The organism is Providencia sp. PROV073 (assembly GCF_033688125.1).
GTDB lineage: Bacteria > Pseudomonadota > Gammaproteobacteria > Enterobacterales > Enterobacteriaceae > Providencia > Providencia hangzhouensis.
Genome location: NZ_CP096353.1, coordinates 2,507,354 through 2,528,495 on the forward strand (window position 1 = coordinate 2,507,354; position 21,142 = coordinate 2,528,495).

Consider the following 21,142-nt stretch of genomic DNA (forward strand, 5'->3'; position numbering starts at 1 on the left):
TAGTGATAATAAAGGCGAGTTATGGCACTGATACTTAGCCAAGTATAGCGAATAAAAGGAAGGAAAGCATCGAAGGCGTTAGAGAAAACAGGCTGCATCAGCCCGCTTTCTCTACGCGGATTATGCTAAATGACTAGGCCGCCATTTAGTGCCTCACAACTTACAGTGTGGCAGCGACTTCGTCAGAAATATCACCATTGTGGTAAACTTCCTGAACGTCGTCTGAATCTTCTAACATATCGATAAGACGTAACAATTTAGGCGCTGTTTCTGCATCTAACTCGGCTTTAGTTGATGGGATCATTGAGACTTCTGCAGCTTCACTGGTGAAACCCGCAGCATCTAATGCATCTTTCACTTCACCAAAAGTTTCTGGCGTTGTGTAAACATCGATTGCGCCATCATCATAAGTTTCAACATCATCAGCACCCGCTTCTAATGCCGCTTCCATGATCGCATCTTCATCAACACCAGGCGCATAAGTGATTACGCCGCGTTTAGTAAACAAGTAAGAAACAGAGCCGTCTGTCCCCAAGTTACCACCCGTTTTAGTGAATGCATGACGCACTTCAGAAACAGTACGGTTACGGTTATCACTTAAACATTCAACCATAACAGCCGTTCCGCCTGGGCCATAACCTTCATAAATGATGGTTTCCATATTATCGTTATCATCATTACCAACACCACGAGCGATAGCACGGTTTAAGGTGTCACGAGTCATGTTGTTAGATAATGCTTTATCTACCGCTGCACGTAAACGTGGGTTTGTTGCGGGATCACCACCACCTAAACGCGCTGCAGTCACTAATTCACGGATAATTTTAGTGAAAATTTTACCGCGCTTAGCATCTTGTGCCGCTTTACGGTGTTTGGTGTTGGCCCATTTACTATGACCTGCCATGAAATATCTCCAAAAAACGTCAATAAATAATTAAACAGCAAATTCTAAAATAGCCTGACTGTTGCTCCAGGATTTCGTTAAGCTCGCCGCTTCATCTGGTGCTAGCCAACGATATTCGCTGTGTTCCGTCAGTAATGGCATTTTTTCTTCACTTTGCACCATTTTAAACCAATGTTCTTTGCAATGCGTAACATCGGGTGCATAACGATGCCTGAAATGTGGGAAAATTTCAAAGATGATACTGTGCGACAAATCTTGCAGCTGGTTTTGTTCAACCTCAAAACCTGTTTCTTCTTTAATTTCACGACACGCCGTTTCATACGGTTTTTCATCAGGCTCCAAACTTCCGGTCACTGATTGCCAAAAGTCTGGGTCGTCTTTACGTCGTAACATAAGCACCCGTCCACTATTTTGAGCCACAATAATGACTAATACTGATTCTGGGTGCTTATATTTTTTCATTGAACTTACTCTTCGTCTTTCGCAACCACAGCGATAGCAAGTTCCGTTAATGCATCCGGGTTAGCATGGCTCGGTGCATTCGTCATTAGACACGCGGCCGCTGTTGTTTTCGGGAAAGCAATAACATCACGAATATTATCCGTTCCTGTTAACAGCATCACTAAACGGTCAAGACCAAATGCTAAGCCTGCATGTGGTGGTGTACCATATTTCAATGCATCTAATAAGAAACCGAATTTTTCGCGTTGGTCTTCTTCATTAATACCTAAAATACTAAATACCGTTTGTTGCATTTCGTTGCGGTGAATACGGACTGAACCACCGCCAACTTCGTAACCATTGATGACCATATCATACGCATTAGCAACGGCTTCTTCAGGTTTACTCGCCAGTTCTTCAGGTGAGAAATCTTTAGGAGACGTAAATGGATGGTGCATCGCAGTTAACCCGCCTTCACCATTATCTTCAAACATTGGGAAATCAATCACCCACAGTGGCTGCCAGCTATTTAAATCGGTTAATTCAAAGTCACGACCGACTTTCAAGCGTAGCGCACCCATTGAATCGGTCACCACATTTTTCGCGCCCGCGCCGAATAACAAGATATCGCCATCAACGGCACCAGTACGGTCTAATAACTGGTTAATCACGTCTTCACTCAAGAATTTTGCAACTGGACTTTGAATACCGTCAAGGCCTTTAGCTCGCTCGTTGACTTTCATCCAAGCCAAGCCTTTCGCACCATAAATACCAACGAATTGACCATATTCGTCGATTTGTTTACGGGTCATAGCTGCGCCACCGGGGACTTTCAGGGCCGCAACACGACCTTTCGGATCGTTTGCTGGGCCTGAGAACACCGCAAATTCAACATCTTTTACGATATCCGCAACATCCACCAGCTCCATTGGGTTACGTAAGTCTGGTTTATCTGAACCATAACGACGCATAGCTTCCGCAAAAGTCATGATTGGGAAATTACCTAAATCAACCCCTTTTACCTCTAACCATAAATTACGGATCATACGTTCCATAATTTCACGCACTTGCTCTGCGGTCATGAACGAGGTTTCAACATCGATTTGGGTGAATTCAGGTTGACGGTCCGCACGTAGGTCTTCATCACGGAAACATTTTACGATTTGATAATAACGGTCAAAACCTGACATCATCAGCAATTGTTTAAATAATTGTGGTGATTGTGGTAATGCGTAAAATTTACCTTTATGAACACGGCTTGGTACTAAATAGTCACGAGCACCTTCTGGCGTTGCTTTGGTTAGCATTGGCGTTTCAACGTCCAAGAACCCTTCTTTATCCATAAAGTTACGAACAAAGCTGGTGATTTTAGCACGCGTACGCAGACGGTCAGACATCTCTGGGCGACGTAAATCTAAATAACGATATTTTAAACGACGCTCTTCTGTATTTGTTTGGTTGCTATCTAACGGCAGTGGCTCTGACTTATTAAAAACATTCAGTTCTTCAGCAAAAACTTCAATTTCGCCCGTTGCCATGTCTTTATTTTTTTGGCTATCTGGACGTGCGCGTACTGTCCCTGTGATTTGGATACAGAACTCATTACGCAGCTCTGACGCTTTTTCAAATATGTCTTTACGATCGGGATCGAAGAAAACTTGCACGATACCTTCACGGTCACGCATATCGATAAAAATCAAACCACCTAAATCGCGGCGGCGGTTTACCCATCCACTAAGAGTGACCTTTTGGCCTTCGTGAGCGATGTTTAACTGCCCACAATAATTAGTACGCATACAATATCCTTTTACTCAGCTGTTGTGCTTTTGCTTGCTGCGGGATTTTGGCATTTTGCTGAACCCTATTTATTTGCGAAACACGGGCTGAAAATTCAGAATGTCAAAAAGGCAGACATTATACAGGAAATTCTGTTAGACAAATAGTTACGTATTCTACATAACGCGTAAACCATTTTGTTTTTAATCATATTTTCATCAATTATTGTTTTACTAATCAACAATAATAAAATTGAATAGCGAGATAGACGTCTATCACGATGATCCTATCGATTTTAAGGGACTATCCGCACCATGTACATATTGCAGCAAAGGTTTATTTCATCAGTTTGAAGCCTTTTTGAGTAAAAAATCACCACTTGATGCATTCCAATTCAATTATTGATTAATAAATACCTCTTTAATCATTAATCTTTCTATTTCAGAATCGTTACCTTTTTCAGTTTGCTATAATCAAAAATATATAGATATAACGCTGAATTAATCATCATCTGCAGTTTAAGGATTGCCCATGAAAAAATTTTTACTTGCCACTTCCATGTTCGTACTACTCGCTGGATGCCAAAACATGAAACCCGCAGAGACTGATAATACAAAAACTTTTTATATTGATTCTTCACTTGCTGATTGTATGGGCGTTGCCCCAATGAAGTGTATGAAAGTGAAAGAAAACCCAAGTGATGACTGGCAACTTTTTTATAGCTCAATTCAAGGCTTCGAATATCAACCAGGCTTCTCTTATACTGTACAAGTGAAGCAATTCGATGTACCTAACCCACCGGCTGATGCCCCAAGTATTCGTTATGAATTGATAAAAATCGTTGAAAAGAAATAGCATTTAAAAATTTAATTTAAGTCATTAAGTAATTTTATCAGTTTACTTAATGACTCACTTATAACCATAATTATTTATCATCAGTAAATAATAGAGTGACCCTATTATGAGTGTTAAAATCATCGATAAGCTTGGGTTAATCACCCTATCAGATCACAAAATTGCGATGGTGCGTTCCCATAATAAAAGTTTGTTTTATATACCCGGTGGAAAACGCGAACAAGGTGAGACGGATGTACAAGCACTCTGCCGTGAGATTGCCGAAGAATTAAAACTCGGCTTAGTTATCAGTTCTATCCGGTTTTATGGCGAGTTTATTGGCCCTGCTGATGGAAAATCAGATGGAACGCAAGTCCGTATTCGTTGCTACTTTGCGGACTATAGAGGCGAATCCCATCCTGCTGCTGAGATTGCCGAATTGGATTGGTTTAGCATTAACGATTTACCTCGCTGCTCAAGCACGGCAGTGACCATTCTGTCACAATTAAAAAAAGACGGATTAATTCAATAAAGCATATATGATTACTTAAAAAAGTTGTGATTTCATTTGTCGAACGGCTTTTTAGGATTTACAATTCACCAAATATTGTTAATACCCATTACTATAACTTATATTTTTAGGTGTTTTCATAGTTTGATTCGTTTTATGGTGGAGTAAAAAATGGTCAGCTCTTTGTACGCTGTACTGGGTGCCTTACTGCTGCTTAGATTATCCTTAAATGTTGTGAAGCTGCGTAATCAATACCGTATAGCTTATGGTGATGGCGGTTTTTATGAGTTACAAACCGCAATCCGCGTTCATGGTAATGCCATCGAATACATTCCCATCTCTTTAATTTTATTGCTTTTAATGGAAATGAATGGCGCACAAGTGTGGATGATTCATATTTGTGGCTTGATCTTAATTGCAGGGCGAATACTGCACTCTTATGGTTTAAAAAATCACGATTACTCATATCGCCGTTCAGGCATGGTAGCAACTTACCTTGCCATGGCGCTGATGGTTATCGCCAATACTTATTACCTACCTTGGCTACAAATCGTTTCATTTAATCTTTAGTTTTTATTCTCTGTAACGGCACGAATTATTAATGTGCCGCTCATTATTTCATTGCTTATGGATTGATTTTCAGTAGACTGCCTTTCTGATACAATCCTTCCCTACTTTTGTTTTTGATTAATACAGAACTTATGTCAAACTCGGATCCAACCTCAAAAGACCGCCTTTTCTCTGCGCCTATCGCTAACCTTGGTGACTGGCAATTCGATGAAAAAGTTGCTGAAGTATTCCCTGATATGATCCAACGCTCCGTGCCAGGCTACTCTAATATTATTACGATGATTGGCATGCTAGCGGGTCGCTTTGTCAAACCCAACAGCCATGTTTACGATTTAGGCTGCTCTTTAGGTGCAGCAACCTTATCGATAAGGCGTAATATTACAGTAGAAAAAAGCAAAATTATTGCTGTTGATAACTCCCCTGCAATGGTTGAACGTTGCCGCCGCCATATTGATGCCTATCGCGCTGACACACCGGTTGAAGTTATAGAAGGTGATATTCGTGATGTAAATATTGAAAACGCCTCTATGGTTGTGCTCAATTTTACTTTGCAGTTTCTCAACCCAGAAGATCGCCAATTATTACTCAGTAAAATTTATCAAGGGCTACAACCCGGCGGTATTTTAGTCCTTTCTGAGAAATTTAACTTCGAAGATAAAGAAATCGGTGAGTTATTATTCAATATGCATCACGACTTCAAACGGGCGAATGGCTATAGCGAATTAGAAATCAGCCAAAAACGTAGCATGTTAGAAAACGTGATGCTCACAGATTCTGTTGAAGCACATAAAGCGCGTTTAAAAAATGCGGGTTTTACTCACTGTGAAGTTTGGTTCCAGTGTTTTAATTTTGGTTCACTGTTAGCGGTTAAAGAGGCCTAAGCATGATTGATTTTGGTCGTTTTTACCAACAAATTGCGGTTAGCCCCCTAAGTCATTGGCTTGAAACGCTTCCGGCACAACTTTCAGCATGGAAAAAACAAGGGTTACACGGTGGTTTTTCTTCATGGGAAAAAATGCTAGATAACCTACCTGTAATGGTCCCAACTGATTTAGATTTACGCAACAGCGTGACTGCTACACGTGAACCCGAGCTCACTGCGGGTGAAACTCGGCGCCTGAATAATATTCTTGAACAATTAATGCCATGGCGTAAAGGCCCTTTTTCTCTCTATGGTGTGAATATTGATACCGAATGGCGTTCTGACTGGAAATGGGATCGCGTATTACCCCATATTTCATCACTAAAGGACCGTTATGTCTTAGATGTCGGTTGCGGCAGTGGCTATCACATGTGGCGTATGTTAGGGCAAGATGCCAAATTTGTTGTCGGTATCGACCCAACTGAATTATTTTTATGCCAATTTGAGGCGGTGAGAAAATTATTGGGCGATGACCAACGTGCGCACTTATTGCCTTTAGGTATCGAACAACTGCCAGAGTTAAAGGCATTTGATACTGTGTTTTCAATGGGTGTACTTTATCACCGCCGTTCACCGCTCGACCATTTGTGGCAACTTAAGAACCAATTAGTGAGCGAAGGTGAATTGGTTTTAGAGAGTCTAGTTATTGAGGGGGATGAATTTCAGTGTTTGATCCCCGGTGACCGTTATGCTCAAATGCGTAATGTCTATTTTATTCCTTCCGCTAAAATGCTCAAAGTTTGGTTAGAAAAATGTGGTTTTGTTGATGTCCGGATTGTTGACCAAGAAGTGACCTCTTTGGAAGAGCAACGCCGCACACAATGGATGAAAACAGATTCATTGGCTGAATTTTTAGACCCTAATGATAAAACCAAAACTATCGAGGGCTACCCTGCACCATTACGCGCTATTTTAGTTGCTCGTAAACCATAAAAAAATGCCTATGGCAATTACGCCGTAGGCATTTTATTTCATTTTTATCAAGATATTACATTGTTATTTGCCATAAATTATAGAAGGCAATTCGGCCAGCTAACTCCGCTAAAATAACGGCTAGCGCACATAAGCCTAATATTACAGATGAGTTTCTTCCGCGATATAACAGAGCCGGATAAACGAACAGCATCACCGCTAATACGACTAACTGGAAGCTCCAAAAACCAGCTTGTTCTGCACTAATCTCTGGTCCTGTTTCGCCTAAAAATGACACATAAGCGGCACGAGTGGCAAAAATAATAATTGAACCAATCAAAAATGCCATCGCCCCTAACCGCTGAGCACCGAATAGAATAGCCAATGCGCCACCAGCAATTAACAGAGTCATCCACATTTGTACGGTTGTGAAAACAGTAAACCAATTGGCTACCGTCGCAATATTATACACTTGAGGAATTGACCAGACGAATGCCAAACCAAAAATAACCGTGGCAACATTACACAGTTCACTCAGCACTTTATTTTTAATAAACAAGGTGAATAATAAAGTTGCAGCCCCAAAAGCAACAAAAATACCACTAAGCAAAGCTTCATTACTCATTGGTGATCGGCCTACACCTAAAAGCATATTAAAGAAGCGCAGAGGCTGCCCAACGTGTAGCCCACCGATGGCTAGCGCAATGATCATAATGACAAATGCCGCTATATTGGCATGACGCAATTGGGTTTCGCTCAACATGCCCAGTTTTCGGCTCGCATATACCAATAAATATAAACCTGCTGCCGACTGCCCCAATACGGTGAAAAAAACGAGTGGAAGTTCGTGCATGTTATACCTCTGCTGGGTTTTGTAATTTACCGCTCTTGTCACCGCAAGGTTTAGCATCCTTGTGCGGCTTAATGACAATATTAGGATTAGTAAGAGCTGGGTTTGGCATGGGGGCAATCCCACTAATATTGCCATGGCGCTCGCGAAGAATGTTGATATCGTCAAAGTCCAATGCGCGTTGTGGACAAGATTCAACACAAACAGGTTTCATCCCTTTTTCGACCCGCTCATAGCACCCATCGCATTTACTCATCAATTTTTTCTTTTCGTCATACTGTGGTGCGCCGTATGGACAACGTAGTTCGCAGTAACGGCACCCGACACAAATGGTTTGGTCTACTACTACTAACCCATCTTGTTCACGTTTATGCATTGCACCGGTTGGGCAACCTGCAACACAGGTAGGGTTAGAACAATGATTACAGGAAATTGATAGATAGTAACTATAAACATTCTGTTGCCATATCCCCTCTTGCTGTTGCCAACTTCCACCACCAAACTCGTATACCCGACGGAATTTAGGCCCTAAATCAAGGTCCTTTTCATCCTTACAACTCACCTGACACGTTTTACAACCTGTGCATTTTGTTGAGTCAAAATAAAAACCATACTGTTTCATTCGTCACTCCTTATGCACGTTTCACGTCAACTAAGTTAGTATGTTGCGGATTTCCTTTAACGAGAGCGGAAGGCTGCTGTGTGGTGAGTGTATTAATACAGCCACCAATATCGACCCCCTCTTCATTGACTTCTCGCCAAGCACCTTGCGGAACTGCAATCACACCGGGTAATACGCGTTCTGTCACTTTTGCTTTAATATGCATACGTCCACGGTCATTGAAAATTTCAGTCATATCACCATCTTGAATACCACGAGCAGACGCATCAATTGGGTTAATCCAATACTGGTGCGGAACGGCTTCGCGTAGCATCGCAATATTAAAATATGAAGAATGCGCATGGCCTTTATCGTGATAGCCAGTCATTTGCAGCGGGTATTTTTGTTTAGCTTGCTTGTTTTCGACGCCTTCAGTATTTACACAATATTCAGGCACAGCAGGTATTCGCTGGTCAGCAGGGTAATCCCACTCTTTCGCTATCTTAGCGAGCCTTTCTGAATAAATTTCAATTTTACCCGATGGTGTTGGTAATGGTGAGGTTTCAGGTGAATCTCTGAATGGTTTTAAAGCAATATAATCTGCACTATTCGCCAATTTTCTATCAACAATTCCCATGTCATTCGTTTCTTCGAATGTTGGCAAATGTGGATTTTTTTCTCGCATCAAGTTATAGCAATGTTCTATCCACTGCTCATGAGTACGGCCTTCGGTAAATTGGTCTTTAATACCCAGTTTTTCAGCGATATCAGTTAAAACATCATAAGATTGGCGACATTCCCATAATGGCGTAATCGCATTTTGTAGGCGGATAGCATAATGGTAAGCACCACTGGCATACGAGTTATTAATTAAATCATTCGATTCAACACTGGTCACATCAGGTAAAATTAAATCCGCATATTTAGTCGATGGCGTCATATGCGTATCCCAAACCAAAATAAATTCACATAGGGACTCATCCGTTAGAATTTTGTGGGTTTTATTTAAGTCAGAATGTTGGTTACCCGTGACATTACTCGCATAGTGCCATAAAAACTTCACATTGGTTTCAAGTCGTTCTTTACCGAGCAGTGTCGAGTTTGTCGCGGTCATTTCGGTACCGCGCGCTATCGCATCCGTCCACATAAAACACGGAATTTTGGTTTTAACTGGGTTTGGAATAGCAAAACCTGGCACAGAATACGCTACGTTTCCTCCCCATCCTCCCGCATTCGTTCCTGGGCGTCCAATATGCCCCGTAACAATGGGTAACATCATCACAGCCCGTGCAGCTTGTTCACCTGATGCCGTTCTTTGTAACCCCCAACCTTGAGAAATCCACGCGGCTTTTGCATTACCCAGCTCACGAGCCAGTTGAATAATACGAGCTGGTGAGACGCCTGTAATTTGGCTAGCCCACTGCGGCGTTTTTTCAATACCATCATCACCGAGCCCTAAAATATAATCCTTATAGGAACCATTTTTTGGTGCAGACTCAGGGAGTGTCTGACTATCCCAACCCACACAGTATTGAGCTAAAAAGGCTTCATCCGTTAATTGTTCTTTAATTAATGTATGGATAATCGCAGCGACAAGCGCACCGTCAGTGCCCGGATAAATCGGGATCCATTCAGCACCTAGTGTTGTCACGCTATCAGTACGACGTGGGTCAATAATAATGACTTTAGCTTGGCTTTTTTCCAACGCTTTTAAGGTTTCGTAGAATTGCCCACCACCGGACATCCGTGTTTCCGCGATATTATGGCCAAACATGACGACTAAATCGCTATTGGCTATTTCAGATAACAGCGAATCATCCAACTTGCCATAAACATACGGAATAACACCGTTTATTTGTGCGGTTGAGTAGGTTCCATGTTGGTCAAGAAACCCACCTAATTGGCTTAATAACCGCTTGCAAGCATTACGTCCTTGTAAATTAGCACCGGTAGATCCTGAACCATACTGATAGTAAATCGCTTCATTGCCATATGTATCAATGGTTGAGCGCAATTTTTGCGCCACAATCGTCGTTGCTTCATCCCAACTGATCCGTTTAAACTTGCCTTCTCCCCGTTTACCTGTACGTAATAATGGGTATTTCAAGCGGTCTGGGTTATAGGTTTTCCAGCGAACAGAGCGCCCTCTCAAACAAGGACGTATTTGATGTAAACCAAATTGCGTGTCGTCATACATGGTTTCATTCGATATACGAGTAATGACGTCATCTTTCACATGTACTTTAAGTGGGCAACGACTGCCACAATTAACTAAGCATGCGCTGTATTTGATTTTTTCACTGACTTCATCTGGTTGAATTGTGATGGTTGGTGTTGCTTGAGCGGAAAAAGGTAGAGAGATAGAGCTGGCGATAGCCGTTGTTGTAGCGATAGAGGCAGAAGTTTGAATAAACTGTCGCCTACTCAGCGCTGTTTCCCTGATTTTATTAATCATTACATTGCTACCTTATTAATTATTATAAATTGAATTACTTAGTATTCTTATAGTAATTAGATAGTAGCCTTATAAAAAAAGTGGTTAATTGACATGCATCAACACAAGCAATAATTAAGCTATTAATGATAAATAAGTCATATTATTAGTATTTCTATCGACTATTTTAGCAATAATTAACTACATGGTAGCTAATAAACACTAAGAAAAACCAACTAATTGATTTTCCTTAGTGAATAACAATCTATTTAAAATTTCCATATCAAAGCCGTGCAGGTAAATAGTAAAGCTGCGTATTATGGCTAGCGGCAATTAAACGGAAACTTTTTCTGTAATAGAAATAAAGTCCTTCATCGCTTCTACTGTAGGGCCGTCCACACAATAGTGAGTAAATTCATCGGTTTCGCTATTAGAAGCCATTGTAACGCCTACTTTGCGGTAACTCATGGTTGATGGTACCGTTTTCCCTGCGGAACTGTGTACCTCAGATAAACCGATTTCCATGAATTTACTTAGGTTAGCTAAACGTACGCCCGCACCCGCCATAATTTGTGGGCCATTGATTTGCTGGCTTTTTTCATGTAACTCTTTCAAGAGAGGTAAGCCCAACTCCGCGCTTTGTTGCTGCCCAGAAGTTAAAATGCGAGCCACGCCGAGTTCCTTTAATTGTTCTAAAGCTAACGATGGGTTAATACACATATCAAATGCACGATGGAAAGTAATATTCATTCCTTGTGCTATTTCCATCAACGTTTGCATCCTATTGATATCAATACGCCCTTCGCTATCTAATATACCGATAACGGCACCTGAAAAGCCCATTTCCTTAATCATGATTAAATCTTCACGGATCACATCAAACTCACTGATGTTATAGCAAAAATCGCCACCACGAGGACGAATAATAGGATGAACTGGAATATGTAGTTTCTCTTTCGCTAATTTCAGGTAACCATAACTGGGTGTCAGACCACCATCAGCGGCGCCAGAGCACAGTTCGATACGATCTGCACCATATTCTTGAGCCACTTGGGCACATTCAATTCCGAAACAACAGATTTCCAGTTTTGCCATGATAACCTCCGAAATAGAGCAATAAAACACTGGCTTTATGTGCCCAAAAAATAATGAAAGATTTAATGTTAAACGTTAACAATTCGCCTAATAATGCCATTTATCAAAAAATGTTATCGGATAGATATCACACCGCCAAAAGTTAACGGGTACTATTGATCAATAACGTTAATTACATCACTTATTTTTCACTTTCAATTATCTTTTTTAGCGGGAATGGATGGTATTTAACTGTTATCTCACCATTTGACACTGCTAATGTTGGATTTGGCAACCTTTCTTGCTGCCCTTTGGGTTGGCTCATTTTAATGCTATACCCTTGGGGTAAAGGTTCAGGTAACAACTGCAATGCCGCGGTTTCTAGCTGATTCGGCTCAACATCTATTACCATTTCGATATGTTCCCAACTTTCTTTCGAGTAAATTTTGTCCTTTGGAAAAGGCAACTCAATGATAAATACATCTTGACCCGCGATATTTAATGGCTCACTTAGCTCATATAAACGAATCGGTCGGCCATTAATTATATTATCAGATAAAAGTTGGGCACATTGCATTAACCCTTGGTGCCAACGTTCTGCAGTTGCAATATGATGACAACGCACTGAAATATGGTCAATCGGAAAGGATGACAATAATACGTTTATCTCTTGCGCCATCTGTTGTAATTTACCTATGAATATAGGTAGGTCATCCCATAAATCTTGTAATTGCGAAATTTTGCTAAACTGTGGCACTTAACGCCCCCTTTACAAAAACTTATCTGCTAAACAGTGGCGCAGACTGTAGCATGAGAGCCCCAAAATGTGGTATAAAAGCTGCCGATTTTTCTCTTCCACCTTTTAGTTATGCGCATGTGATGGCACAATGCGGTAACTATGTTCGTAATTTAAGGTAATTCGGTGAATATTCAGGCGATTCTTTCAGATAAAATTAGTGCTGCGATGTTAGCAGCGGGTGCTCCAGAAGACAGTGATGCACTTGTGCGTCAATCCGCTAAAGCTCAGTTTGGTGATTACCAAGCCAATGGAGTGATGGGCGCTGCTAAAAAGATGGGGATAGCTCCGCGACAACTGGCTGAACAGCTTGTTAATCACTTAGATTTGGAAGGGATTGCCAGCAAAGTTGAAATTGCAGGCCCCGGCTTTATTAATATTTTCCTTGAGCCAACTTGGGTTGAAAAGCATGTTGAAGAGGCATTGGCTTCCCAGCGCTTAGGCATCGCGCCCGTCAAGCCTGAAACGATTGTCATTGACTATTCTGCGCCTAATGTCGCGAAACAAATGCACGTAGGCCACTTACGCTCCACCATTATTGGTGATGCTGCGGCACGTACTCAAGAATTTATTGGTCATAAAGTCATCCGTGCCAACCACGTCGGTGATTGGGGTACGCAATTTGGTATGTTAATTGCCTATCTTGAGAAAGTTCAAAATGAAGATGCCACAGATATGGCACTTGCCGACCTCGAAGAATTTTATCGCGAAGCCAAAAAACACTACGACGAAGATGAAGAATTCGCAGTCCGCGCTCGTGGCTACGTTGTGAAACTGCAATCCGGTGATGAATATTGTCGTCAAATGTGGCGCAAATTAGTGGATATCACTATGCAGCAAAACCAAGAAACCTATCGCCGTTTAAATGTCACTTTAACCGAAGATGACGTGATGGGCGAAAGCTTATATAACAGTATGCTACCCGGTATTGTTGCAGACTTAAAAGCCAAAGGTTTAGCTGTTGAGAGTGAAGGCGCAACGGTTGTTTTCCTCGACGAATTTAAAAATAAAGAAGGCGAACCAATGGGCGTGATCGTCCAGAAAAAAGATGGTGGCTTCTTGTACACAACAACTGATATTGCCTGTGCGAAATACCGTTATGAAACCCTTCATGCTGACCGCTCACTTTACTATATTGACTCTCGCCAACATCAACATTTAATGCAAGCATGGACCATCGTCCGTAAAGCAGGTTATATCCCTGAATCAATGGCACTTGAGCACCACATGTTCGGTATGATGCTAGGTAAAGATGGCAAACCATTTAAGACTCGTACAGGTGGTACCGTTCGTTTATCAGACTTACTGGATGAAGCGGTTGAACGTGCTCAAGCGCTGATCCGTGAGAAAAACCCAGATATGCCTGAAGATGAATTGCTCAATGTCGCAAATGTTGTCGGTATTGGCGCCGTTAAATACGCTGACTTGTCCAAAAACAGAACGACAGATTATATTTTCGATTGGGACAACATGTTAGCTTTTGAAGGAAATACCGCGCCGTATATGCAGTATGCGTATACTCGAGTGGCTTCTATTTTCAAGAAAGCCAATTTAACCCATGCAGACTTAACTCTGCCTATTTCATTACAAGACCCACGTGAAATTGCGCTTGCGACACGTTTGTTACAGTTTGAAGAAACCATTCTAACTGTCGCTCGTGATGGTACACCTCATGTGATGTGTGCTTATTTATATGAACTAGCTGGTTTATTCTCAGGCTTTTATGAGCACTGCCCTATCTTGTCAGCCGATGACGAAGCCCAGCGCCAAAGCCGCTTGAAACTGGCTGCATTAACTCAAAAAACTCTAAAAACGGGCTTAGATACTCTGGGTATTGAAACCGTTGAAAGAATGTAATTCAAATCAATAAATAGTCTATTAACGGTTCACTTTGGTGAGCCGTTTTTGTTTGCGCTGTTTCGCTAACTTTGTTGTTCGTTTTTGTAATTCATCGATATATTCATTTGCGCAATTACGGAGTACTAAGTTCCATTTACAAAGTATTTTTGCTTGTTCATAAAGTTCAGGGTTATTCGACAACCGGTTATTCTGTTGTAGCCAATCAGCAACACTCGCCCAGTCCCATAACGGGGATGTCCCTCTCAAACGTTGTACGGGTGTAGGGAAATGGCCTTTACCTCGAGCCCCATCTTTCAGCAAAGCCACTGCTTGACGGGTTAGCCCTGTCAATTCTGCAATATCACTTAACCCAACCAAAGCGGAATCAATAGATTCCACTTTTATATTCAGCGATGTACTTTCAACATCTGTAATCGCAGTTTCAATTGCAAGATCAAAAGATTCCGCTTCCCTATCAAATTCTAAATAAACCGATTTACCATAAAAGCACACCAATGCATCGCAACAGCCTGCGGCGAATAAGGTATCAACTAAGCCTTCCGTATCAGCAGTCACACCCGATAGTGTTAATGTGAAAGTAAATAGCGCCATAATTTCCCCATCTTACATAAATAAGCGGCCTAAGCCGCTTGGATTAACCTAAAAGAGCAATGCAGTAATTCACTTTACGTATTATCTGTTTAGCATGCACTTCCATAACTTTTGGCGTTGACCAGACACTCATCATATGTGTTTTGTGTTCACCCACTGCGTTACCACAGCGTAACTTGCAGAAAGTATGTGATGAGTTTCCTGCTGTAACCCAGACCCAGCCATTTTCTATCGCATATTCAATAGCTGCCTGAACATGCTTATTTGGGTGTTTTTTCATCGACCTCCTTGATACATAACATAGCCATTCCGTTGACATCGGTCAACAAGTAATATTCAATAAATTGAATACTCCCCTGAAATTAATTGCTGTCACAACAACCCAGTAAATATACCCCAGAAATAGAGCTGGACATTATTTTTATCAATGAAAACAATTAATTGAAATTTCATGAAATAATTTTGAAATTAATAATTCAGTTATAAAGAGAATAAATTTGAGTAGATAATTAGAAATTGAAGGGAAAGAATTTATGCCTGTTGGCACCTTAACTACGTAGATTACATAGATAAAAAAGCCCAATTTTATGAGCTCTCCTCATTAAAATTGGGCTTTTAAGGTCATTGACATACTTATTAATTAGGCAATACTGCGTTTCATAAAATCACGAGGGCGGAACCCGAGCACGTATAAAGCAACGAAATAACTCCCCGCGCCAACAATCACGACGCCTATCAAACGTAGCATACGCATCAGCATATTACCTTCTTGCCAAGACGGCATAAAATGTAAGACACCAAATAGCACGGCACCCATTACAATTAACGCTATCAATAGTTTAACGATAAACCCTTTCCAGCCCGCTAAAGGCTGAAAAATATCTTGCTTGCGCAATTGCCAATAGAGAACTCCCGCATTAAAACAGGCAGCTAACCCAATGGATAAAGCTAAACCTGCATGTTGTAATGGCCCGATAAAGGCTAAGTTCATCAGTTGCGTTAAGATTAACGTGACAATCGCAATTTTCACTGGGGTACGAATATCTTGGCGTGAATAAAAACCTGGTGCCAAAATTTTCACCAAAATCATCCCAGTTAACCCGACACAATAGGCAATTAAGGCATATTGTGTCATAAGTGAGTCATGCGCCGTAAAATTACCGTATTGGAATAAAGATACGGTTAATGCTTCAGAGAGTATCGCCAACCCTAACGCACAAGGTAATGCCAGTAGCAGACAAAGGCGTAACCCCCAATCCATCAAGTGACGATATTCGTTTTGGTTGCCACTCGTAAAGCTTTTCGCAAGTGATGGCAATAAAATCGTTCCAAGAGCTACTCCAAGTACCCCTGATGGTAACTCCATTAGCCTATCGGCGTAGTACATCCATGATACTGAACCAGATTGTAAAAAAGAGGCAAATATCGTATTGATAATCAAAGAAATTTGCGCGACAGAAACCCCGATAATAGCGGGACCCATCATTTTCATTACACGCCAAACCCCACTATCACGAAATGATAAGCGCGGTAGCACTAACATGCCCACCTTTTTAAGGTGTGGTAGCTGATAGACCAGTTGCAAAACACCGCCAACCAGCACTGCCCATGCTAATGACATTATGGGTGGGTTAAAGTATGGGGCTGCAAAAGCAGCAAAAATGATCATACTGACATTGAGCAATGTTGGCGCGAATGCAGGGACTGAGAAACGGTTCCAAGTATTCAGGATAGCCCCAGCGAGAGAGGCCAGAGAGATCAGAAAAATATAAGGGAATGTGACTCGTAAAAGATCTGTCGTCAGCGCAAATTTGTCAGCATCGTCAGTAAATCCAGGTGCGGTGACATAAATGATCCAAGGGGCAGCAATCATACCAAGGATAGTTACAATCGCCAAAGCAAGGGTTAGCATCCCAGCAATATAAGCGACGAATGTACGAGTGGCCTCTTCTCCCTGCTGATTTTTGTATTCCGCCAATATTGGGACAAAAGCTTGTGAAAATGCACCTTCGGCAAAAATTCGACGTAAAAGATTCGGTAGCTTAAATGCGACAAAAAAGGCGTCCGCCGCGGCTCCTGCACCAAAAACCCGAGCGATAATGGCGTCGCGAATAAACCCAAGCACACGAGACATCATGGTCATGGAGCTTACTGCCGCCAACGATTTTAATAAATTCATGATTGATAGACTAAAAGAATACAATCGCATCAGTTTAACAGCGAGCGCTGCAACTGACTACGATTGAAAAGTAAATTAGGAATTTAGGCTTTATTCAGCGCCCAAGTGTTATCTGTCAATGCCGTCAATACATGGTCACGCCACTCACCATTAATTTGTAAGTATTGCTTTGCATAGCCTTCACGTTCAAAGCCAAGCTTAGTCAATAAATGACCACTACGCATATTATGAGGCATATAATTTGCCATAATTCGGTGCATTTTTTGGTGTTGTTGCATATAACGAATCGCTTGGGTTAGCGCTTCATACATTAGACCTTGTCCTTGCCATTTTTCACCTAGTGAATAGCCTAAGTAACAGGCATAAAATGAGCCGCGCAATACATTACTAAAGTTCGCTACCCCCATAACTTCGTTTTCTTCTTTATCTAATAGTAAGAAATGGAAAGCACTTCCTTCTCGATGCATTTCATTCATGACTTGTAACCGATTATGCCAGCCAGCGGGCTGGTAATGAGAGTTGTCCCTGATGGGTTCCCACGGAATTAAAAAGTCTTTATTCAGACTGTAATAATCAGCTAGTCGATAATTATCACGTTCGTAAGTCAAACGAATAACCATTCTATCAGTGACAAGACGCACTTTCGGTACATTTGAACGATAACCAAACATCGTTAACCCTTAATTAATAAAAAGCCAGATATTTTCTTTAGTTCCAAGCCAATAACTTAGAACGTTAAAGTGTAGCTTACAATTCATTCACGAAAAATATGTTACGTAAATTAAAATATGAATACATCACTAGATGCCTTCATTGAGGAGCATACTCAAGTATGTGACCCAAATAGCCGAACGCAATCAACACCGTCACAGAGTGAAGTATGGCCCCCTATCAATATTCTAAATAATTCGCTCTGTGACTAGGCGACCAGAGAGGATAGATTGGGGAGCATACACTAGTATGTGACCCAAGGAGCCGAACGCAGTCAACACCGTCACAGAGTGAAGTATGGCCCCCTATCAATATTCTAAATAATTCGCTCTGTGACTAGGCGACCAGGAGGATAGCTTGGGGAGCATACACTAGTATGTGACCCAAGGAGCCGAACGCAGTCAACATCGTCACAAAGTGAAGTATGACGAATATTTATCGATAAAAAAATATCATCTATCAAACCTCAATATACTGATATTATTAATAACTAATTTTAAGCATCATTCCCTCTTTGCTATTTTTCTGATGGTGTCTCATGGCGCAGGTGTCACGGGCAAGAAGCCTTGGTAAGTATTTCCTTTTGCTTGACAACATGTTGGTTGTCCTCGGCTTTTTTGTTGTTTTTCCACTTATTTCCATTCGTTTTGTTGATCAACTAGGTTGGGCCGCCGTGGTGGTGGGTTTTGCCTTAGGGCTTCGTCAGTTTGTTCAACAGGGTTTAGGTATCTTTGGCGGTGCTATCGCTGACCGATTTGGCGCGAAGCCCATGATTGTTATTGGAATGCTATTACGTGCCAGTGGTTTTGCGGTGATGGCAGTGGCCCATGACCCTTGGGTTTTATGGTTATCTTGCGTCCTTTCTGCACTGGGTGGAACCTTGTTTGATCCCCCTCGTACAGCATTAGTCATCAAGTTAACCCGCCCTTATGAACGCGGCCGTTTTTATTCTTTACTCTTAATGCAAGACAGTGCTGGAGCCGTTATTGGCGCGTTGATTGGTAGTTGGTTATTACAATATGACTTCCATTATGTCTGCTGGGTTGGCGCTGCTGTTTTTATTATTGCTGCTATCTGTAATGCTTGGTTGTTACCTGCTTATCGAATATCAACCATCAGAACCCCTATTAAAGAAGGTATGGGTCGCGTACTAAAAGACAAACGCTTTGTGACTTATGTAGTCACTTTAGCTGGCTATTTTATGTTGTCAGTACAAGTGATGCTTATGTTTCCTATTGTTGTCAACGAGTTAGCGGGTACGCCAACTGCCGTCAAATGGATGTATGCGATTGAAGCAGCGATATCCTTAACATTGCTTTACCCTATTGCACGTTGGAGCGAAAAACATTTTCGCCTTGAGCAACGGCTCATGGCCGGGCTATTTTTAATGAGTCTCAGCATGTTTCCAATTGGCATGACAACCTCACTCAACACGCTATTTGCCCTTATTTGCCTATTTTATTTAGGTACTGTGACTGCCGACCCCGCTAGAGAAACACTAAGCGCATCACTTGCTGACCCAAGAGCCAGAGGGAGCTATATGGGCTTTAGCCGCTTAGGCCTTGCTTTAGGCGGAGCTGTCGGTTACACCGGTGGCGGCTGGATGTACGATATTGGCCACCAATGGAATATGCCACAATTACCTTGGTTCTTATTAGGGATCATCGGTTTTATCACTTTATGGGCACTGCATAAGCAATTTAACCGTAAAAAAATTGAAACAGTCATGTTGAGTGGGCAGTAATGCGCTAAACTAGCGGTATTACTGTAAAAGGAGTCTTTATGAAGAAGTTTATAATCGCCGCTATGGTGGGCTTTCTCACTCTCTTATCGGGTTGTAGTCAATTATCTGAGTTTAGTATTAGTGAATCACAAATTAATGATTATCTTGCTAATAAAGTAAAATATGACCACAAGGTCGGCATTACTGGCTTTGCTGATGCGGATATTCAACTCGCTAATTTAAAATCAGAAATCGGCCGCAGTGAACCTGGAAAAGTCGCGTTGACAGGGGATGCAAGCGTTAAATTAGACTCGCTGATTGGTAAAGCAGAAGCACAAATTAACCTGACCCTCACTGCTCGTCCTTATTTTGACGCCAAAACCGGCTCAATTTACTTAAAAGAGTTAAATATTAGCAGTTACAAGGTAACACCCGAAAATATGGATACGGCAATGTCAGCTGTTATTCCTTACTTAAATAGTTCCCTTGAAACTTTCTTTGAAACTCAGCCTGTTTATGTGTTAAATCCAGATAATGGTGCTGCTGAAGCAACTGCGAAGAAACTCGCTAAAGGTCTTGAAATCAAACCGGGCAAACTGGTCATTCCATTAGTTGATTAATTTTAACCATAAATTATTTCGATTGATAAAAGCATGAAAGGCAACAAAAAGTCTGTTGCCTTTCTAACTTATTCAATCTTCAAACAAAATTATTAATCAATACCGCTGACTAAAACATAAGTAACATCATCATAAAAAAGTGACGGCGTCACAGCTATTCGGTTTCTGAGTCAAGCTCATCACGCAGAGCAATAACTGCATCACGCGTAATTTGGGCTAAAGTACGATAAAACGTGGTTGTAGCATGCGCTTCAACTTTACCTAGAAAGCTGCCATACCAGCTAAGAATATAGCTATCAAATAATTCTTCTTGGGCGGCTGTTTCATCTTCTGCCGCTTGGTCTTCCAACCAAGAAGCCGCGAGTAGTAACGCACCAAAAGCATCCGCAGGTGCATTCGTCAGGGACATTCCTCTCACAGTTAAAAATTCGCGAACTTCTGCTTCTGTAATTTCAGAATCGTAATCATTCGCTAGCATTGAAACTGCTGGGGATTCACCTACAAACAGGGCTTGGTAATCCGCATTAACCGCATTGATATCGAGATCTTTTGCCATGCGCGACCATAATTCATCTTGCTCCAATGGCCATGATGCTTTTAATTTATCTTGAGCAATCATATCAATAAGCGGCTTTACGAGGCTATCAGAGGGACTACGTTGAAATAGTGTCCCCAAAATACGGCAGACGATTGAAAATTCGTTCATATATTATCCTATTTTTCAGATTCAGTAGTCACACCTCGTGACCGAAGCAGTTACTTTCAGTATATCGAAAAAATAGGAAAGATATTAGGGGTGATGATTGCGAGTGTTCACAAAGACCACTCGCAAC

21 protein-coding genes are annotated in these 21,142 nt (G+C 41.5%); 8 read left to right on the forward strand and 13 right to left on the reverse strand.

Features of this window, described 5'->3' with window-relative positions; genetic code table 11:
- Nucleotides 1–160: 160 nt before the first annotated feature.
- From M1F17_RS11330 to aspS, 3 genes are read right to left on the reverse strand one after another with little or no spacing between them, the layout of a single operon-like run.
- Complete coding sequence (locus M1F17_RS11330) at nt 161–904, reverse strand: YebC/PmpR family DNA-binding transcriptional regulator (protein WP_004255032.1); 744 nt, start codon at nt 902–904, stop codon at nt 161–163.
- A 30-nt stretch (nt 905–934) separates the two neighbouring features.
- Nucleotides 935–1,366, reverse strand: a complete 432-nt coding sequence (nudB, locus tag M1F17_RS11335) for a dihydroneopterin triphosphate diphosphatase (protein ID WP_096864855.1) — start codon at nt 1,364–1,366, stop codon at nt 935–937.
- Nucleotides 1,367–1,371: 5 nt separating this feature from the next.
- Nucleotides 1,372–3,141, reverse strand: coding sequence for an aspartate--tRNA ligase (gene aspS / locus M1F17_RS11340; protein ID WP_004255040.1), 1,770 nt, complete (start codon nt 3,139–3,141; stop codon nt 1,372–1,374).
- A gap of 511 nt (nt 3,142–3,652) precedes the next feature.
- Here aspS and M1F17_RS11345 point away from each other — a divergent pair.
- The 5 genes from M1F17_RS11345 (at nt 3,653) to cmoB (ending at nt 6,891) form a co-directional block, all read left to right on the forward strand.
- A complete protein-coding gene (locus M1F17_RS11345) occupies nt 3,653–3,976 on the forward strand; it encodes a DUF4377 domain-containing protein (protein WP_004255044.1) in 324 nt (107 codons plus the stop codon).
- A 106-nt stretch (nt 3,977–4,082) separates the two neighbouring features.
- On the forward strand, nt 4,083–4,487 hold the full coding sequence (locus tag M1F17_RS11350; protein WP_318836989.1) for an NUDIX domain-containing protein: 405 nt from the start codon (nt 4,083–4,085) through the stop codon (nt 4,485–4,487).
- A gap of 150 nt (nt 4,488–4,637) precedes the next feature.
- Entirely contained in the window at nt 4,638–5,036 is a 399-nt protein-coding gene (locus M1F17_RS11355) for an MAPEG family protein (protein WP_004255048.1), read from the forward strand.
- Nucleotides 5,037–5,167: 131 nt separating this feature from the next.
- Nucleotides 5,168–5,917, forward strand: coding sequence for a carboxy-S-adenosyl-L-methionine synthase CmoA (cmoA, locus tag M1F17_RS11360; RefSeq protein ID WP_004255051.1), 750 nt, complete (start codon nt 5,168–5,170; stop codon nt 5,915–5,917).
- Nucleotides 5,918–5,919: 2 nt separating this feature from the next.
- Nucleotides 5,920–6,891 carry a tRNA 5-methoxyuridine(34)/uridine 5-oxyacetic acid(34) synthase CmoB gene (cmoB, locus tag M1F17_RS11365; protein WP_094962962.1) on the forward strand — a complete coding sequence of 324 codons (972 nt, stop codon included), beginning with the start codon at nt 5,920–5,922 and terminating at the stop codon, nt 6,889–6,891.
- A 55-nt stretch (nt 6,892–6,946) separates the two neighbouring features.
- Here the strand turns inward: cmoB and M1F17_RS11370 are convergent, their stop codons facing one another.
- The 5 genes from M1F17_RS11370 to M1F17_RS11390 form a co-directional block, all read right to left on the reverse strand.
- A complete protein-coding gene (locus tag M1F17_RS11370) occupies nt 6,947–7,723 on the reverse strand; it encodes a dimethyl sulfoxide reductase anchor subunit family protein (RefSeq protein WP_094962961.1) in 777 nt (258 codons plus the stop codon).
- Between the two features lies 1 nt (nt 7,724).
- A complete protein-coding gene (locus tag M1F17_RS11375; protein ID WP_096864850.1) occupies nt 7,725–8,342 on the reverse strand; it encodes a DMSO/selenate family reductase complex B subunit in 618 nt (205 codons plus the stop codon).
- A gap of 10 nt (nt 8,343–8,352) precedes the next feature.
- Nucleotides 8,353–10,776: a DMSO/selenate family reductase complex A subunit gene (locus tag M1F17_RS11380; RefSeq protein WP_110591666.1), complete on the reverse strand. Its 2,424-nt coding sequence runs from the start codon at nt 10,774–10,776 to the stop codon at nt 8,353–8,355.
- A gap of 312 nt (nt 10,777–11,088) precedes the next feature.
- Entirely contained in the window at nt 11,089–11,850 is a 762-nt protein-coding gene (gene cutC / locus M1F17_RS11385; RefSeq protein ID WP_004255070.1) for a copper homeostasis protein CutC, read from the reverse strand.
- 181 nt (nt 11,851–12,031) lie between these two features.
- Nucleotides 12,032–12,586: a VOC family protein gene (locus M1F17_RS11390; RefSeq protein ID WP_094962958.1), complete on the reverse strand. Its 555-nt coding sequence runs from the start codon at nt 12,584–12,586 to the stop codon at nt 12,032–12,034.
- Between the two features lie 165 nt (nt 12,587–12,751).
- On the opposite strand from M1F17_RS11390, the gene argS reads away from it, so the two are divergent.
- Nucleotides 12,752–14,482, forward strand: coding sequence for an arginine--tRNA ligase (gene argS, locus M1F17_RS11395; protein ID WP_094962957.1), 1,731 nt, complete (start codon nt 12,752–12,754; stop codon nt 14,480–14,482).
- A 21-nt stretch (nt 14,483–14,503) separates the two neighbouring features.
- On the opposite strand, the gene M1F17_RS11400 is transcribed toward argS, so the two are convergent.
- The 4 genes from M1F17_RS11400 to rimJ all read right to left on the reverse strand — a co-directional run bounded on the left by M1F17_RS11400 (nt 14,504) and on the right by rimJ (nt 17,926).
- On the reverse strand, nt 14,504–15,076 hold the full coding sequence (locus M1F17_RS11400; protein WP_094962956.1) for a helix-turn-helix transcriptional regulator: 573 nt from the start codon (nt 15,074–15,076) through the stop codon (nt 14,504–14,506).
- 43 nt (nt 15,077–15,119) lie between these two features.
- A complete protein-coding gene (locus M1F17_RS11405; RefSeq protein ID WP_110591664.1) occupies nt 15,120–15,356 on the reverse strand; it encodes a hypothetical protein in 237 nt (78 codons plus the stop codon).
- A 360-nt stretch (nt 15,357–15,716) separates the two neighbouring features.
- Nucleotides 15,717–17,255, reverse strand: coding sequence for a murein biosynthesis integral membrane protein MurJ (gene murJ / locus M1F17_RS11410; protein WP_094962954.1), 1,539 nt, complete (start codon nt 17,253–17,255; stop codon nt 15,717–15,719).
- An 83-nt stretch (nt 17,256–17,338) separates the two neighbouring features.
- Nucleotides 17,339–17,926 carry a ribosomal protein S5-alanine N-acetyltransferase gene (gene rimJ / locus M1F17_RS11415; RefSeq protein ID WP_094962953.1) on the reverse strand — a complete coding sequence of 196 codons (588 nt, stop codon included), beginning with the start codon at nt 17,924–17,926 and terminating at the stop codon, nt 17,339–17,341.
- Between the two features lie 578 nt (nt 17,927–18,504).
- Between rimJ and mdtH the strand changes: the two genes are divergently transcribed.
- Nucleotides 18,505–19,710 carry a multidrug efflux MFS transporter MdtH gene (gene mdtH, locus M1F17_RS11420; protein ID WP_004255096.1) on the forward strand — a complete coding sequence of 402 codons (1,206 nt, stop codon included), beginning with the start codon at nt 18,505–18,507 and terminating at the stop codon, nt 19,708–19,710.
- Between the two features lie 38 nt (nt 19,711–19,748).
- Nucleotides 19,749–20,309 (forward strand): lipoprotein, encoded by a 561-nt coding sequence (locus M1F17_RS11425; protein ID WP_094962528.1) that lies wholly within the window; start codon nt 19,749–19,751, stop codon nt 20,307–20,309.
- 154 nt (nt 20,310–20,463) lie between these two features.
- Here M1F17_RS11425 and M1F17_RS11430 read toward each other — a convergent pair whose 3' ends face one another.
- Nucleotides 20,464–21,015, reverse strand: coding sequence for a molecular chaperone (locus M1F17_RS11430; protein WP_164455698.1), 552 nt, complete (start codon nt 21,013–21,015; stop codon nt 20,464–20,466).
- Nucleotides 21,016–21,142 lie beyond the last annotated feature (127 nt).

What these genes read in the sequence shown, in the direction of transcription:
- M1F17_RS11330 (WP_004255032.1), bottom strand. Translation starts at nt 904, where the DNA reads ATGGCAGGTCATAGTAAATGGGCCAACACCAAACACCGTAAAGCGGCA.
- nudB (WP_096864855.1), bottom strand. Translation starts at nt 1,366, where the DNA reads ATGAAAAAATATAAGCACCCAGAATCAGTATTAGTCATTATTGTGGCT.
- aspS (WP_004255040.1), bottom strand. Translation starts at nt 3,141, where the DNA reads ATGCGTACTAATTATTGTGGGCAGTTAAACATCGCTCACGAAGGCCAA.
- M1F17_RS11345 (WP_004255044.1), top strand. Translation starts at nt 3,653, where the DNA reads ATGAAAAAATTTTTACTTGCCACTTCCATGTTCGTACTACTCGCTGGA.
- M1F17_RS11350 (WP_318836989.1), top strand. Translation starts at nt 4,083, where the DNA reads ATGAGTGTTAAAATCATCGATAAGCTTGGGTTAATCACCCTATCAGAT.
- M1F17_RS11355 (WP_004255048.1), top strand. Translation starts at nt 4,638, where the DNA reads ATGGTCAGCTCTTTGTACGCTGTACTGGGTGCCTTACTGCTGCTTAGA.
- cmoA (WP_004255051.1), top strand. Translation starts at nt 5,168, where the DNA reads ATGTCAAACTCGGATCCAACCTCAAAAGACCGCCTTTTCTCTGCGCCT.
- cmoB (WP_094962962.1), top strand. Translation starts at nt 5,920, where the DNA reads ATGATTGATTTTGGTCGTTTTTACCAACAAATTGCGGTTAGCCCCCTA.
- M1F17_RS11370 (WP_094962961.1), bottom strand. Translation starts at nt 7,723, where the DNA reads ATGCACGAACTTCCACTCGTTTTTTTCACCGTATTGGGGCAGTCGGCA.
- M1F17_RS11375 (WP_096864850.1), bottom strand. Translation starts at nt 8,342, where the DNA reads ATGAAACAGTATGGTTTTTATTTTGACTCAACAAAATGCACAGGTTGT.
- M1F17_RS11380 (WP_110591666.1), bottom strand. Translation starts at nt 10,776, where the DNA reads ATGATTAATAAAATCAGGGAAACAGCGCTGAGTAGGCGACAGTTTATT.
- cutC (WP_004255070.1), bottom strand. Translation starts at nt 11,850, where the DNA reads ATGGCAAAACTGGAAATCTGTTGTTTCGGAATTGAATGTGCCCAAGTG.
- M1F17_RS11400 (WP_094962956.1), bottom strand. Translation starts at nt 15,076, where the DNA reads ATGGCGCTATTTACTTTCACATTAACACTATCGGGTGTGACTGCTGAT.
- M1F17_RS11405 (WP_110591664.1), bottom strand. Translation starts at nt 15,356, where the DNA reads ATGAAAAAACACCCAAATAAGCATGTTCAGGCAGCTATTGAATATGCG.
- murJ (WP_094962954.1), bottom strand. Translation starts at nt 17,255, where the DNA reads ATGAATTTATTAAAATCGTTGGCGGCAGTAAGCTCCATGACCATGATG.
- rimJ (WP_094962953.1), bottom strand. Translation starts at nt 17,926, where the DNA reads ATGTTTGGTTATCGTTCAAATGTACCGAAAGTGCGTCTTGTCACTGAT.
- mdtH (WP_004255096.1), top strand. Translation starts at nt 18,505, where the DNA reads ATGGCGCAGGTGTCACGGGCAAGAAGCCTTGGTAAGTATTTCCTTTTG.
- M1F17_RS11425 (WP_094962528.1), top strand. Translation starts at nt 19,749, where the DNA reads ATGAAGAAGTTTATAATCGCCGCTATGGTGGGCTTTCTCACTCTCTTA.
- M1F17_RS11430 (WP_164455698.1), bottom strand. Translation starts at nt 21,015, where the DNA reads ATGAACGAATTTTCAATCGTCTGCCGTATTTTGGGGACACTATTTCAA.